This window comes from Desulfosporosinus hippei DSM 8344 (assembly GCF_900100785.1).
Lineage (GTDB): Bacteria > Bacillota > Desulfitobacteriia > Desulfitobacteriales > Desulfitobacteriaceae > Desulfosporosinus > Desulfosporosinus hippei.
On the sequence record NZ_FNCP01000008.1, the window covers coordinates 93,425 to 108,285 of the forward strand.

Consider the following 14,861-nt stretch of genomic DNA (forward strand, 5'->3'; position numbering starts at 1 on the left):
CGCTGATTACTTTTCACGCTTTAATAGCCACTCCGCAATTTTAGGTGCAATGACACGATGAGATTTTGAGCTGACATACATTCCGATATGACCTATTGGGTATGAAACCAGTTCTTTATCTTTACTCCCAACATAATCTAAGAATGGTCGTGTCGATTCCGGAGGAACGATATGATCTTCGTCTCCACATATAGATAAAACCGGCATGGTAATGTTCTTAAGATCAACCACTCTACCTCCGATTTCAAAGGTTCCTTTAATCAGTCTATTTTCTTGATATAATTCTTTGATAAACCGTCTAAAAGCCTCTCCTGACTGATCTGGACTGTCCAGGATCCATTTTTCCATACGAATAAAATTGGCGGCTGTATCAGGGTTTTCCAAATTATCTACTATACTTACATATTTATTAAGCATTAATTGGAAGGGTTTAAGAAAATCAAAACCACCATTCAAGAATTGCCCTGGGATAACACCATAAGCATCCACTAGATTATCTACATTCATATCTTTACTCCACTTAAATAAAAAACCATCCTTAGCCATTCTCCCCGCTTCAAAATCAATGGGAGTTACCATAGTAACCAGGTTCTTAACCTTTTCTGGATTTAAAGCGGTGTAAATAGCAGAAAACGTTCCTCCTTGGCAAACTCCAATGATATTTAACTTTGTCGAATCAGTTCTTTTGAGAATCTCATTAACGGTGTTTTCAATATAGACGTCAATATAATCCTCTAACGTTACATATTTATCTTGTGCAGTCGGGTATCCCCAATCAATAATATACAGATCCAAACCGAGTTCCAGCAAATTTTTAATAACACTGCGGTCTTGTTGAATATCCATCATATATTGTCGATTAACTAGGGCATAGATGATAAGTGTAGGGACTTTACTAACTTTTTTGGCTAACGGTTTATAGTGAAAAACCTTCATTTTATCTTCTTTGTAAAAAAGCTCTTTAGGGGTCTTATTTGATTCTGTATCTTTTAAATTCAATAATACATCGATTCCACGGATGAATTTTTTTTGGTATTCTAACAACTCGTCGAAAGATTTCTCTAGGTCAATCGGAAAATATGGTAACATCATCAAATCCTCCTTTGTCGGCTAATTAACTGATTGTCACTGTATTGGCTTTTATTTCTTTGAGTAAAATTACTTCCTTTTTCAAGGCTCTTACTTCTCTTTTTAAATCATCAAGTGTTCTATACAGACTATCCATATCAGTTCTTGTAGGATAGGGTAAGAATTTAAGCGTATTTTCTAACAAACTATCAAATTCTTTTTTGAAATTAACCCCAGCATCCATTACCTGTGATATTAACTTAGAAAACTCATCTGTTCCGAATAATTTGTGATAGGCTGCTTCATTTTGTTTCCACCAATATTCGTAAAATTCTTTAAAGGTTTTAGGGTTATTGCCCTTTACTAACATCTCTTGGTAATCTTTGATAATCTTTTCAAAGGTTTCCTGACTTACCTTGGCCATAGTTGCGAAAAATTCACTCATTGTGTTAATAAAGCTAATTGAGGCATTAATGCTATGCATTTGTTTTTGCATTAGTTCTCGATTCATTGAAAATATAGGCATATTAAAGATTTTCCCATAAGTTGATGAGAACTTTTCGTTCCATAGTTTTACAAACTCGATATAGGCAGTTTTATCTCCAGTAATACTTTTAGCTAATAGATTTTGTAAGGTTTGAGATCCCTCTAACCATGGATGTAAAAACTTTTGGCTTGTATCTGTTGATAACGAATAGATTTCGATGAACTTCTTAGAGAAATTTTGCACTTGCTCGGGCAAGTAAAAAATGAAGTTACTGGATAATAGTTTCTGATAATTTTCAATCCACTTATTATAAAAAGTAATTGGATCACTATCTTTTCCAGTAATAGTCTTAATTAAATCTTCCCAAATTTTATTTAGATTTTGATAGGTGTTAGCTCCGGAAAAAATTTTATCGAACTGCAATGGAAAAAATACTTTGGATATATTTTTAAGATATTGATCATTAAATTCAAACCATTGCTTAGTCATCTCCTGAGTGGGTCTTAGATTTTCTTCAAAATCACTATTTGAATCCTTATTCTTATCTTGAGCTTTATCTTTAGGAGTTACCGCCACATTCATAAGATCCTGCCAATAATCAAACATTTTCCGTTGGGTCTCAAAATACATTCCCATAAAATCCATGTTCTCACTCATTTTCAGTTCCTCCCTTGTCAGAAAATGCACTATGGATAAGTGCCAGGTCTTTGGGATCGTATGCAAATTCACCGGGTAAAGTATCAAACTGAATTACAATAAAGACACCAACTTCATCACGGTCAATTCCAACAACAGTACCAATACAGTGACTGATTGTCTCAACACGGTCTCCAACTTGAAACTCAAAAATCATAATATCCGACCACCCTGTTATATTTTTTGTAGCTTTTAGGATATTTCGGTATACAAGATATTTGCAAGAATTTGATTCTGCAAAACATACTAATCATTAATGCTTTTGAACCCTTCTAAATTGTTGATCCTTATCCCCCTCTCTATAATTTATATTTTCAGAAAAATCGTACCAATTTATCATGATAAAATCCATAGAAAATCATTATATTGGTAATCATTTATATTTATTTACAATTAACCCTAGATAACCCATGATATTTACTCTCATTGGTTTACTCATAGAAAAAGACTACTCACTGAGTAGCCCAATTGTTGTCGCCAAAAGTAACACAATTAAATTTACGGATATCGATGGTGACTAATCTGCCTCATCCGCTCCAACCTCTCATATAAATCCGTTTTCTTCCCCCGCTCCCAAGAACCATAGATCTTCTCTGACAACTCCGGGGTCAGAGGGAGAGTGTCTAAGCCATTCTCCTCATAAAGTCTATGAATATCTTGTGAACAACTTTCACAGAGATAACTCTCTCCGCCCCAGTCAAAGCAAGTGCGCATTTTTGCATAGATATCCTCAAACTTATCCTTCATTATGTTGCCAAAGGAGATATTTAAAAACTCACAGGGCTGTAGATCACCCTTGGCATTGATATAAAATCTGTCCGTGCCCCCGGCTGTACAGCCGAATACCGTCTTATTTTCTTCAATTATTTGAGCAGAGATGGCCGGATAATCGGCTTTCTTTTTATGTAAATTGTATTGGTTGACCTTCCCTTTGACATATTCAATGTCCTGGGGGGTGAATTCGACAACTCCTTTTTCCAGCCACCCTCCCGCAGGTTTAGGTTTTATAATCTGGATCAAACAGGCCTTGAAATCCTTGGCTGCCTCCATAATTCCTTCGAATGTACCGTTATAGAAATCTTCCCGCAGCAAGCAGGTATTAAAGGCCACCGCCAAACCCGCTTCGTGGCACATCTCAACTCCAGCCTTCATGGTTTCCCAAGCAGAGTCTTTCCCCATAAACTTGTTAAAGAGCTTAGCGTCAGGGCTATGCAAAGAAAACATGACCGCGGTCACATTTAGCCCTCTAAGTTCTGCAAGTCTTTCTTTAGTCATGCCAGCACCTGTGGAATTGATCCAGATCTCAGATCTTGAATCAATAGCTTGGCATACCTGTTTAAGCCGTTCATATGCAAAAAAAGGCTCCCCACCTTCGATATTAAAGAAAGCTACTCCCATTTCCTGAAGCTTTCTGACAATCCCTACCAATACTTCAATATCCACTTCCTTACCCTTATCAAGTTTCTGATAACAATACTGGCAATGATAAGGGCAAGCTGAAGTAATCGATAACAAGACCGTAGTACAAGGCATCTTTTCCTCGAATTGACTAAATTTCCGGCAGGCAGTGAGAAACGCCGTCGACGGAAAGCCGGGGATATACAGTCCTAAGCGTGTTTTGCCCTCAATCTCAACAAATTTATTCTGCTTCATTCTGGAGACAAAAAGAAGCAGCCTTCTCAATACTAGAATAAACTCCTTCAAAGAAAGCTCACCTTTCCCCAGAACCGTAAGATAGTGAAAAAAAATACTTATTTTTAACCTTAAGTTAAAGATATTTCTCTTAAAGCCTGTAACATTCCTTACAGTTACCATAAGGAACCCTCCTTTCTATCATGAGTAAACTTGTTCAGCTAAGCTAAACATCGTCTTTGGTGAGGGACTATACTTCACCGAGTTGGAAAATCGGGAACACCCACTTAAAAAGTGTTAGTCTCGAAATTCATCAAATTAAATCAAGCCTTGCTCCTTATACCAGGAAACGGTTCGTTTGATCCCTTCCTCCAGACTAAAGGAGTTCCTAAAGTCTAGGATATGGTTAGCTTTTTCAACAGAAAACTCAATATTATCATAGAACATATTCACTCTCCCTCGAGTTAAAAGGGGCGGATTCTGAGCTTTAAAGATTGTAAAGATTAGTTCCATGAGAAAAGCAAGCGGATAGCTTAAGGCTTTGGGCAGATTGCCGGGTTTTCTTAATCCAGCTGCCGAGCAGAAAAGTTCATAGATTCTATCCATATTCTCAGGTTCCTCGTTACCGATCAGCATACAATGCCGGCCTGTGAGCTGTTTTTTATAAGCTAAAAAATAGGCTCTAGCCAGGTCTCCCGCATAGACAACGTGAAATTTGTTATTCTTGGCACCCGGGACTAAAGGAATTCCAGCTTTCGCCGTTTTAAGGTATTCGTAAAATCCGGTGTTAAATTCTCTCTCTCCATAGACCCAAACAGGCTCTAAAATAGTCAGATTCAAATCATGCTTCTCGGCAAAAGCTAAAGCCTCTTGCTTGGCTATTGCTTTTGTATCACGATAGTAGTTTAACTTGCAGGGAAAAAAGCCATCTCCCAAGTATGGGTAATGTGAATTATAGGGGGATTCTTCGTCCTTAAGGACAAAGCAGTTTTCCTCACCATAAACAGAATTAGATCCCGTCATAAGAATGTTTTTTATGCCAGCCTGGACGCAAGCCTTTAATACATTGACTGTACCAACAACATTCGTTTGGTAGAATTCCTGGTAGCACCCCCAGTCCGCTACTTTAGCAGCATTGTGAATTACCCACTCATAACCACTGAAAACTTCGCTTAATTCCCCGATATTTTTAATATCTCCTGTCTCTAGTGCCACAGGCAACCCTTCTAGGTTCGATAAATGGCTGTCTTTTCTTACCAAGCAGCCGATGTTGACCTGATTTCCGCAAAACTCCCGAGTAATATGACTCCCGATAAATCCTGTCCCACCTGTAATCAAAACTCCATTCTTACCCATTTTCTTGGTACCTCTTGAAAAGGATTAAAGCATTATGCCCGCCAAAGCCATAAGACGCAGATAAGGCATATTCAATGAGAGTCATCACCGTCTCCAAAGGTAGATTTAGATTATCCAGAGAATCAGAGGTTAAGTTACCGTGGATTCTGGATTCTTTGATAGAAATCGCAGTTATAGCTGCTTCAAGAGCTCCACTGGCCCCGATGCTGTGCCCCAATATTCCTTTGGTAGAATTTATAAAAGGTTGCTTGCTCCGATCCCCAAAAATCCTTTGGATTACCTCAGCTTCGATTTCGTCATTGGTTGTTGTCCCGGTACCATGAGCATTGAGATAATCAACCTTAATTCCTCGGCAAATTTTCGCAAAAAGATCAGCAATATTATCCCCGTTAGGATCCATCTGAACTATGCTGTAGGCATCACTGCCTGCCTCATACCCTACAATCTCAGCATAAATATCTGCCCCTCTAGCTCGAGCCCGTTCTAGCTCTTCCAGAACAAGAACACATCCTGCCCCTTCATTGAAGAGAAAACCGCTTCTTTGCCGCGAAAAAGGCTGAGGCCTCCCGTCTTCTGAACGAGTAAGAGTTGAGAGCATATCAAAGCCTCTCATGATTGCTCCCTTTTTTTCTGTTAAGGCTTCAACGCCACCAGCTATAATTACATCACTTCTACCCCCACTAATAGCTCGATATCCCTCACCCAGTGCATAAGTTCCCGAAGCACAGGAAGCATTAAGAGTGTAACTGAATCCATTAAGTCCAAAGAGGATGGATATCCAAGCTGCCGGGGAATTGGTCATTAGCATAGGAATGACCATTCTGTTAAACCTAGGTTTAACAGAATTTGAGGATAGGTTCGGGTTTCTTTCAGCATCTAACTTTTCAGTATCAGTGATATGGACGATATAAGAGTCGAAGGCTGTCTGCAGACTGCTCATACCAATACCAATAATTGTCCCGCTGTTTTCCAAGCCCTCTACCCGCAGATACTTTTCTCCATTTGTAATTTTAAAGCCGGCATCTTCTAGGGCCAGCTTTGTACACAAGATTGAGATTCGCGCAGCCTCTTCCATCATTCCTTCCACTGACTTATGGAAGCCTAGATCGGTTAAGGAAAAGATTGGTTTAGGAACGTAATACCTGGATTTAAACTTATAGTTTTGTTCATAACTCCCTGGGATCTCAGCCAGACAGGTCTTTTGTCCGAAAACACCTGCAGTAAAATCTCTGATACCAATACCGCAAGCGGTAGCCGGCCCTATCCCTGTGATAACAACTCTTCGGTTCATTTTGCTGCCTCCTTGAGAAAATTTACGACCTTCCGCAAATAGTCTTTAGGATCTGAGTAATCCCTGGCTCGCAGGTCATACGCCCGCAAATCTATCTCCCGTCCTTTTTCCCAAAGAATTTGGGAACCCAGTTCTTTAACCACCCCAATTTTATGAAATGTCAGTTTCTGCTCCTTTGCAATTCTTAGGAACTCCTCTTCTCCCTTTTCACTCAAGGTAAACAGCAATTCGTACTCCCCACATTCTCCTAGAAACAGCATTTCCTTAGGCAGGTTAAGAGTCTTAGCTAAAATTAATCCACTTTTCACATAGGGCAAGTTGTCAACGAAAAAACCTGTACTGCTCATTTCTGAAATGGTTCGTAATGCATTAAACACTCCATCGCTGGTATCTATACAGCAGCGGCTGTATTTCCGAATAAGCTCAGCTTCTTTATTTCTCAACCGCAAGAGGTTTTTCCATCCTCCTGTGAGACTCTTAACTAATAAATTATCTCCATAAAGTCTGAGGGCGGCTTCCACATTCCCCCTGCCTATGCCACCGGTAATATAAATTCTGTCTCCCACCTTAGCTCCGCTTCTTAATAAGCTTTTACTTGCAAGCTCGCCAATGACTGAACCGGTGTATCTCCAGGTTTTAGATATCCCAAAATCCCCGCCGATAAAAGCTGCCCCTGCTTCCTTAATTACCTGGGCGATTCCTCGAGCCAGCTTTTCAATATACTCCGTACTCCAGGAATCTCGAACAACCATACTATGAGCATAGAACTTAGGAATCCCTCCTGAGGCCAGAATGTCACTGATACTGCCTATTGCCATATTCCAGCCCAGACGATAAGGGTCATCTTCCCGAAATAAGTCTTCTTCCGAAAATTCATCAATATTATAGAGAAGCCCCTTACCGTGAAAGGTCACGATTTCCGCATCCGACTCAAAAAGGTGATTAACTTGACTGGAACTCCTAGGCATTTGTTTATTGATAACTTCGATCAATTCTTTTTCTCTACTCATCATCAACCTTCTCACTTGCCATCTATTTTAAAACGGTGTAAACCCTTCTGCGGACAGATTACCTCTAAAGCGTCCAAAGCAGGCTCAATTTTACAAGGCAAAAACCCTCTTGGATCTCCATCAAACTCAATTTCATTATTTGTACTACTTCCGAAAATCTCCATCTGCTGAACATAGAGCAAGGACATTGTAGAATTATTAGCAAACTCATTCCCACTATATAACTTTTGCAAGACCTTAACCCAATTCACAAGACCAAGCTTTTTAATGATTAACCCATAGAGCCGAGGGTCATTTAAAGCTAACTCGTTTTTCACTTTTAGCCCAGATGCTATATAGGTGGTCTTACCCACAAAGATGTTGTAAACCTTCTCTAAAACCTCTTGTTTTCCGTCAATACAGACAGAAAAGTTGACGGGATGATAACTGACCAGCCCCTTGATCAGGGAAACTAAGGTTCCGGCAAAATCTCCGATATAGTCTCTTATCCCACTATTCGCCCCCCTGGCCACAGCGGCCCCAATCCCAATATTAGCGCAGCAGGCAAAATAACTTGTTTGCAGCTTCTTATGAGATAGGCTGAGTGGTTGGCCGTCCAACGTTTGATCATATTCACTGAGATAGGTAATCTTAGCCATAGGAATTTGTATAGTCTTTCCCTCCAGAACTGCGTTTAGGGCCTGGTCAATTTCTAAGGGCAAATTATAGCTCTTGCAAAAATCCGGACTGGTGCCCGTATGAATTACTGCCAGCTTTGAATTAGAAATCCTTTTCCCCTGCAAGTCATAAAACCCACTGATCACCCTGTTAATCGTTCCGTCTCCTCCTACAGCAAGGATCAGATCATAACCTTTTTTATTACCCTCTAAGGAGAAAGTATAGGCGTCATCCAGGGTCTTTGTCAGTTTATAATCAAACTTCACCTTATTATTATGTAGAAAAGCAAAAATTCTCTCAAACTTTGCTTTGCTTTTGCCCCCCTGAGAACCGGGGTTCAAGATCAACAAACACCTCATGAGGCACCTATCCTTTTAATAATCGCAACCGCTTCATTAACAGTCCCTTGAGAGAGGCCGGCTCCGGCAATCAGTCTTACCCGTCCTTGGTTTAGGGGAACAGAGGGCTCAATAAAGGGTGTTGAGAGAATCCCCTTGTCATAGAGCTTCTGCGCCAGAATAAAAGTTACTTCTTTACTGCCGGTTTCAATGGAATTAATGGGAGCTTCACAGGCAGCTACCTCAAATCCCCCTTCGCTTAAGGATTCATGGATTTGTCGTTGATAAGAATTAAGCCTATGCTTAATTCCTGCAAATTCCACCCTAATAATATCCAGAACAGCACTGATCCCTGCTAATACTGCCGGTGAAAGAGCTGTAGAGTAGACAAGATGGGAACAATAATACTTGAGAAAGTCTATGACCCTCTTTTCTCCGCTGATCATTCCACCGGAATTAGCCAGGGCCTTTCCTAAAGAGGCAGTATAGATTCCTTTATATCCTTCGATTTTTTGCTCTTCTAGGATGCCTTGGCCAGATTTACCTAAAACCCCAATCCCGTGAGAATCATCAATGATTGGCATGGCCCCGTATTTTTCGCACAATTCAACGATCTCTTTAAAGGGAGCAAGACTGCCTTCCGTTGAAAAAACAGACTCAGTGACAACGAAAACCTGCCGATAGCTGCTTGATCTTTGCAAGATTCCTTCTAAGTGATTCAGATTATTATGCAAGAAAGGCCTGATTTTACAGCCTGCTGCTTTAATCCCTTGAATCAAGGAAGAATGAACCAACCTGTCAACAACAATCAGATCCTCAGAACCGGCAAGACAACTGAATAACCCGTTGTTAGCCTGGTAGCAAGAAGGAAGAATAACAGTTCTCTCCAAGCCAACAAAGCTCGATAATTCTTCCTCCAGCCTTTGGAACAAATCAATATAACCGGTAGCGATAGGCGTACCGCAAAGGGAAACTCCATATTTCTGCACAGCCTCTATAGCAGCTTGTTTTACTCGAGTGTCCGTTGCCAGACCCAAGTAATTATTCGAGGCCAGGTCAATCATTTTACACCCGTTGACTAACAATCGTTCATTGAGTCCGGAATTAACAGACAAGTAATAGGGATTATACCCCGTGACTTCAGCAAGACTCTCATCGACCCATAACCTCTTATAAAATTCTTTTCGATCCATCTCCTCTAATAACCCCTCGCCTTCAACTTAACAACTATATCCTTGACAGTATGTACGTCAGCAAATTTTTCTTCAATCTCTAGGCCAAATTCATCTTCAATTGCCGAAAGAATCATGAGTTTGTCTAAAGAATCTACCAATAGATCTTCAAGTAAACGACTGTCTAAGGTAACCTCAGGACGTTTATCTAAAACGCCTTTTACCGAGTTAAGAACTCTGTCTTCAATATTCATATCAAAATCATCCTTTCCGATAACACCTGGTTGGCCGATCTGAATCACACATCACAGCGCAGATATTGCAATTGAGGCATTTAGAAGAGTAATTCTCGTCTTGATAGAGTTTCTGAACGAAGTCCGGTTCACAAATGAGCGGCCTGCACAAACTAACGAAATCTGCAAATTCCTTGTCCAGACAATGCCGGATCTCCTCTCCGGTTCGAAAGCCCCCTACGCAAATTACGGGAATGTTGGTTAATGATTTTGCAATTTTAGCATAGTTAAGATTATAAACTGGCGTAAAAGGTTTTAACTTTACCCTCATCAGACAGTATATCAAGGCATTATGTAGTGATCTGGGGATTGCTTTTAGGTCATAGGAAAATTTAAAGATTGGGTTATGTTTTAAGATTATTTTCAGTGGGACATCTCCTCGAAAGATGTTCAACGGATTATCCATTGTCCCATAACTTAGCTCTATACCATCAACCTTCTGCTCATCTAGGAAGCGGATAAGGTTGGCAAACTGATCCTTGCTAAACCTAGGATAATAATCATCACTTCCGCTAACCTTAACTAACAAAGCAAATTCTCTTCCGCATTTATTACGAATTTCTTTTAGCACAAGCTCCAGGAACTTTGTTCCTAGCTTACTTTCAGGATTAACTCCAAACTCATCCTGTCGATCATTGATAGTCGGCAAGATAAACTGGTGGATTAGGTAACCGTGAGCTGCGTGAACCTGTACCCCGTCAAATCCTGCGGCTTGGGCATACATTGCGGCCTTTCCAAATTGCTTAACCAGGCCATATACTTGTTCGGTGCTTAATTTCCGAGGAGATCCACCGAAATACAGGGATCTTTTCTTGGATACTCCCCAGACCTCTTGTCCGATTTCCTTTTTCCTTGTCTGCCTGCCGGTGTGTGCAAGCTGCAAAAATATCTTACAGCCGTCTTGATGTACCCTCTCGGTAACAGACCTAAAAAACTGACTCTTCTCCTCACTGTCCATTCCCGCCTGCCCCGGCTGCATTGCTTTTCCTTCAGGAGAAATATAGGCAAAGCCGGTAATGATGCCTCCCACTCCCCCGGAAGCCAATTGTTCATAGAGATGATAATAAGTCGGTAAGGGGTGGCCTTGGGAATCACACATCCCTTCAAATGTTGCTGACCGAATTATTTTATTTTTCAAGCTACAGGTGCCTATTCTGGCGGGTTCGAAGAGTTGCATTTTAACCTCCTGCTTATCTAGCCCCTAAAAACCACTCTTTATCAAAGTTGAGTGATTCTTTGCGGGAACGTCCTAAGATTTAGGGTCGGTGTGCAGGTCAAATAGGAAACCTACAAACATATAAGATACTAGAAATAAGATCATGGCCAGTTCGGTATTAAACAGGGCAATTAGAGTAGCCTGACCACAGATACAGGAGCGAAAATTTGCAACCAAGGAATAATAGGTTCTCTCCCCCCGAGGATTTCTATAATATAGGTAGCCAGTCCACAGCTCGAGGAATAGGGTTAATCCTGCCAGAATGAGAAACATATTATTGACTCTGGCTTCGATGAAATTGTTGAGATATAAAAGCAAAAAGATAACAGTAGGAAGGAAAGAGGAGACGGCTGCTAAATATCTGGACTTCTCTACCCCTAAGCGCACGATAATGGTTCGTTTACCTGCCGCTTTATCTCCTTCATAGTCTTTGAAATATGTATAGAAGGTCATTAAACCATTCATAACTGCCACTAAAATCAAGACCGAAACCCGGCTTTCGGTAAAATACGGGGAGATTGTCGGCCCCGCTGCTAAGAAACCGTAGGCAGTGCAGGTAGAGATCATTAATCCAAAGATGATATTGCCAAAAACACCATAAGCCTTAGCGTACTCATAAACAATATTTAATAAAATTCCTATGATTGCGGGAAAAAGGGCAATTGGTTCCAAATAGGAATATGTGGTCAGTAAAGACAGGATTAGTAATACTGCGGTTAAGATCAGAGCTTTCCTGGGATCAAGTTCACCAGTTACCATAGGCCGATTTGGCGCGTTCACCCGATCCTCCGCCAAGCCTAGATAATCGTTAATAATCTGGTTAATACCCCAACTGAGAAAGAGCATGATTAACACTACGGCCTTTTTCTCCGTCTCGGGTACTACCTCTACGGTCTGAAAGGGAGACTTGGCGATGTACTCATAAAACGCCATTCCAATCCATCCGGCAATGCCGGTGACGAACGCATAGTAAAGCCTCATAGATTCCACGTATGCTTTAAGAAACTTGAACAATTTAGTCTGTTCCCCCTTCTCCTGAAAGCTCTCTAAATCTTTTGCGAATGTACTCATGCTCAAAGGAGGAGCAGATTCTTCTATCCTGACTATCGAGAATCCGAAAGTGCCTGGATATTATGTTCTGTTGAATACGAAACTGATCTGAGCTTTCGATATTTGACCACCATATTTTTCCGCCCATGGTTTTCTCATTAGCTATTTCGTTAACCTCGTAATCGGAAAAAGCTAAAGATTGAATAATGTCTTGAGTATCTCCGCCAAAGGTCATTTCCAAAACTTCACTACCTCTAAAAATTGTGCATAAGACTACTGCACCGGCCCAACCCAGGTTTGTTCGACTTTTCTCAATCTGTACTAAAGTCTTTTTAGAGATACCCAATATTTCAGCCATTTTGTCTTGGGTGTAATCCCTTTCAATCCGGATGAGCTTTAATTTTTCCGAGGCTTTAGTAATAAATTCTTCTCTCGTCATTAGAAATTCACCCTTTCAGTGTAATTTTACACTATTTCCGTGGGTTTTTAAAGCTAATTATTGGAGAAAATACCCATCATCCTTTATTCCAAGGTGAATTTATAGTCAACTCCCGGAAGTCGCCCAGCCCCTTCATAAAAAATAACAGTTAATATAAAAAACCCTCATCGTTTCCGATGAGAGTCACGTGAAGAGAACTTCCTTTTGTAACCACATTAGGTCACACTTCCCCTTAGTATTGCTTATAATAACAGCCTTACCGCAGCAACTGCTGTCATGACGATGATAAGAATACGAAATTGTTTTTCGTTTACCTTCTTAATGACGATAGCCCCTAATAGAGCACCTGCCGCAATTGCAGGAAGCATACCTATAGTAAGACCCAGAGTTTTAAAAGAAATATTATGCCAGAATAGAACTTGTAAGGGTACTTTAGATAAATTAACAATAAAAAAGAACCAGGCAGTTGTCCCCATGAAGCCATTCTTTTTAAAACCCATGGCTAGTAAGTAGATACTGAATATAGAACCGGCAGCGTTACCGATCATTGAAGTAAAACCACTAAGGGCTCCCATGGCAGCATAAAACCAGGCACCCTTCGGAACCTTAAAGTTCTCTCCTTTTTTCTCCATATATATTAAGATGACTAGACATAAGATCACTGAAATGGCTATGAACATCTTAAATTGTTTGTCATTAACATTGCTCCCAGCTATTACTCCAATTATTAGCCCAACGTATGTCCAAGGCAAAAGCTTCCTAATGTTACTCCAATCTGCATGGCGCCGGTAATAGTATAAGGCAAAAGCATCCCCTACAATAAGCAGGGGCAGTATAATACCAGTAGACTCCTTCCCGCCAAATACGGAAGCAACAATTGGTATTACGGGCATTAAAAATCCGCTCATTCCAGTTTTAGAGAATCCAACCAGAAACGCAGCGATAATTACCCATACCCACTGCCATAGCGATAAATTAAATGAATGAATTATCTCCATCCTTTCACGCCCCTTTCCAAACATTATTAATATTCTTGATAAAGGAAAAAAAACCTTTGTAAATATTATGTAAATGGATTAGATGGTTAGCAATCTTGTCACAACAAACACTCAGTTATCCTACTGATACTTCATGAAAAACCCTTATATTAATTTTAATAAGAGTATGTTACCGACTTTCACCCCTTTGACTATGTCTGTGGCAGGGCGAATAACAAGAAAATAGCAGACCCTGAAGATCTGCCATTTTTGTACAAAAAAGTATTCTATTGGATGTAAACTTTAAAATGCCCCCTGTATCCAGCGAATTAATAAGGAGTAACATTTCTATCTTGGGTTTACCTTTTCCAGGATCACTCCTCTATCTTCGTTTACTGCGAATATAAGGAATAATTGTAGGCAGCAAGGAAACAAAGATAATCCCAAAAATTACATAGGTGAAATTATTCTTTACCTCATCAATGTTTCCAAACAAGTACCCTGCAAACATAAATAATAAAACCCATGAGACACCACCGATAACATTATAGATACTATATCTCAAAAAGCTCATTTTACCCAGTCCAGCCACAAAAGGGGCAAAGGTTCGAATTATGGGGACAAAACGAGAAAATATTATAGCCTTACCACCATGCTTGGCATAAAAAGCATGAGTCTTGTTAAGGTACTCCTTCTTGATGATTCGAGAATTTTTCATGGCAAGTATGCGGTGTCCAATTATTTTTCCAATAAAGTAATTTAAGGTATTGCCTCCTAAAGCCGCAATGATTAGCAATATAAGCGCAAACTCAAAGCTTAAAGTTCCTTTAGCGCCTAGCGCTCCAATTACAAAAAGCAACGAATCCCCCGGGAGGAAAGGAGTAACTACAAACCCTGTTTCACTGAAGATAATCACAAAAAGGATTAAATAGGTCCATGTTCCGTAATCACTAATTATCTCGACCAAGTGTTTGTCAACATGAAGAATAAAATCAACCAGTGCTAATATAAAATCCATAATCGCTCCTTCAATCTTTCAATTTCTCAAGTATTGCAACTCATTTTTATTCGACGCAGTAACTATAAAGTCCTCTTTCATAGATATACAATCTCTCCCAATTTATTCCTGTATCAACATAGAATAAAGACCCCTCTTGTATTTAATATTGAGGAGCCTTT

The 14,861-nt window shown here is 40.0% G+C and carries 15 protein-coding genes; all 15 read right to left on the bottom strand.

Features of this window, described 5'->3' with window-relative positions; translation table 11 throughout:
* Positions 1 to 6 precede the first annotated feature (6 nt).
* Positions 7 to 1,092: a class III poly(R)-hydroxyalkanoic acid synthase subunit PhaC gene (phaC, locus tag BLS16_RS08920; protein WP_242876241.1), complete on the bottom strand. Its 1,086-nt coding sequence runs from the start codon at positions 1,090 to 1,092 to the stop codon at positions 7 to 9.
* A gap of 22 nt (positions 1,093 to 1,114) precedes the next feature.
* Positions 1,115 to 2,212 carry a poly(R)-hydroxyalkanoic acid synthase subunit PhaE gene (locus BLS16_RS08925; RefSeq protein WP_092332436.1) on the bottom strand — a complete coding sequence of 366 codons (1,098 nt, stop codon included), beginning with the start codon at positions 2,210 to 2,212 and terminating at the stop codon, positions 1,115 to 1,117.
* Positions 2,205 to 2,408 carry a hypothetical protein gene (locus tag BLS16_RS08930; RefSeq protein WP_092332438.1) on the bottom strand — a complete coding sequence of 68 codons (204 nt, stop codon included), beginning with the start codon at positions 2,406 to 2,408 and terminating at the stop codon, positions 2,205 to 2,207. The genes BLS16_RS08925 and BLS16_RS08930 overlap by 8 nt, the downstream gene beginning before the upstream one ends.
* Before the next feature lie 341 nt (positions 2,409 to 2,749).
* Positions 2,750 to 4,066, bottom strand: coding sequence for a radical SAM/SPASM domain-containing protein (locus BLS16_RS08935; protein WP_092332440.1), 1,317 nt, complete (start codon positions 4,064 to 4,066; stop codon positions 2,750 to 2,752).
* A 135-nt stretch (positions 4,067 to 4,201) separates the two neighbouring features.
* Positions 4,202 to 5,239, bottom strand: a complete 1,038-nt coding sequence (locus BLS16_RS08940) for an NAD-dependent epimerase/dehydratase family protein (protein WP_092332442.1) — start codon at positions 5,237 to 5,239, stop codon at positions 4,202 to 4,204.
* Positions 5,232 to 6,530: a beta-ketoacyl-[acyl-carrier-protein] synthase family protein gene (locus BLS16_RS08945; RefSeq protein ID WP_092332444.1), complete on the bottom strand. Its 1,299-nt coding sequence runs from the start codon at positions 6,528 to 6,530 to the stop codon at positions 5,232 to 5,234. Before BLS16_RS08945 ends, BLS16_RS08940 begins: the two co-directional genes overlap by 8 nt.
* Positions 6,527 to 7,540, bottom strand: coding sequence for a thiamine-phosphate kinase (locus BLS16_RS08950; protein ID WP_092332446.1), 1,014 nt, complete (start codon positions 7,538 to 7,540; stop codon positions 6,527 to 6,529). The genes BLS16_RS08945 and BLS16_RS08950 overlap by 4 nt, the downstream gene beginning before the upstream one ends.
* Before the next feature lie 11 nt (positions 7,541 to 7,551).
* Positions 7,552 to 8,556, bottom strand: coding sequence for a diacylglycerol/lipid kinase family protein (locus tag BLS16_RS08955; protein ID WP_092332448.1), 1,005 nt, complete (start codon positions 8,554 to 8,556; stop codon positions 7,552 to 7,554).
* Positions 8,553 to 9,728: an aminotransferase class I/II-fold pyridoxal phosphate-dependent enzyme gene (locus tag BLS16_RS08960; RefSeq protein WP_092332450.1), complete on the bottom strand. Its 1,176-nt coding sequence runs from the start codon at positions 9,726 to 9,728 to the stop codon at positions 8,553 to 8,555. Before BLS16_RS08960 ends, BLS16_RS08955 begins: the two co-directional genes overlap by 4 nt.
* Positions 9,729 to 9,733: 5 nt before the next feature.
* The gene (locus tag BLS16_RS08965) at positions 9,734 to 9,961 is read right to left on the bottom strand and encodes an acyl carrier protein (RefSeq protein ID WP_092332452.1); all 228 of its coding nucleotides are present in this window, start codon (positions 9,959 to 9,961) and stop codon (positions 9,734 to 9,736) included.
* Between the two features lie 7 nt (positions 9,962 to 9,968).
* Complete coding sequence (locus BLS16_RS08970) at positions 9,969 to 11,177, bottom strand: NADH:flavin oxidoreductase (RefSeq protein WP_092332454.1); 1,209 nt, start codon at positions 11,175 to 11,177, stop codon at positions 9,969 to 9,971.
* A gap of 72 nt (positions 11,178 to 11,249) precedes the next feature.
* Positions 11,250 to 12,287 carry a UbiA family prenyltransferase gene (locus tag BLS16_RS08975; RefSeq protein ID WP_242876242.1) on the bottom strand — a complete coding sequence of 346 codons (1,038 nt, stop codon included), beginning with the start codon at positions 12,285 to 12,287 and terminating at the stop codon, positions 11,250 to 11,252.
* A complete protein-coding gene (locus BLS16_RS08980) occupies positions 12,232 to 12,705 on the bottom strand; it encodes a helix-turn-helix transcriptional regulator (RefSeq protein WP_092332458.1) in 474 nt (157 codons plus the stop codon). The genes BLS16_RS08975 and BLS16_RS08980 overlap by 56 nt, the downstream gene beginning before the upstream one ends.
* A 242-nt stretch (positions 12,706 to 12,947) precedes the next feature.
* A complete protein-coding gene (locus tag BLS16_RS08985) occupies positions 12,948 to 13,703 on the bottom strand; it encodes a sulfite exporter TauE/SafE family protein (protein ID WP_092332460.1) in 756 nt (251 codons plus the stop codon).
* A 361-nt stretch (positions 13,704 to 14,064) separates the two neighbouring features.
* Positions 14,065 to 14,700: a DedA family protein gene (locus BLS16_RS08990; RefSeq protein WP_092332462.1), complete on the bottom strand. Its 636-nt coding sequence runs from the start codon at positions 14,698 to 14,700 to the stop codon at positions 14,065 to 14,067.
* Positions 14,701 to 14,861: the final 161 nt, after the last annotated feature.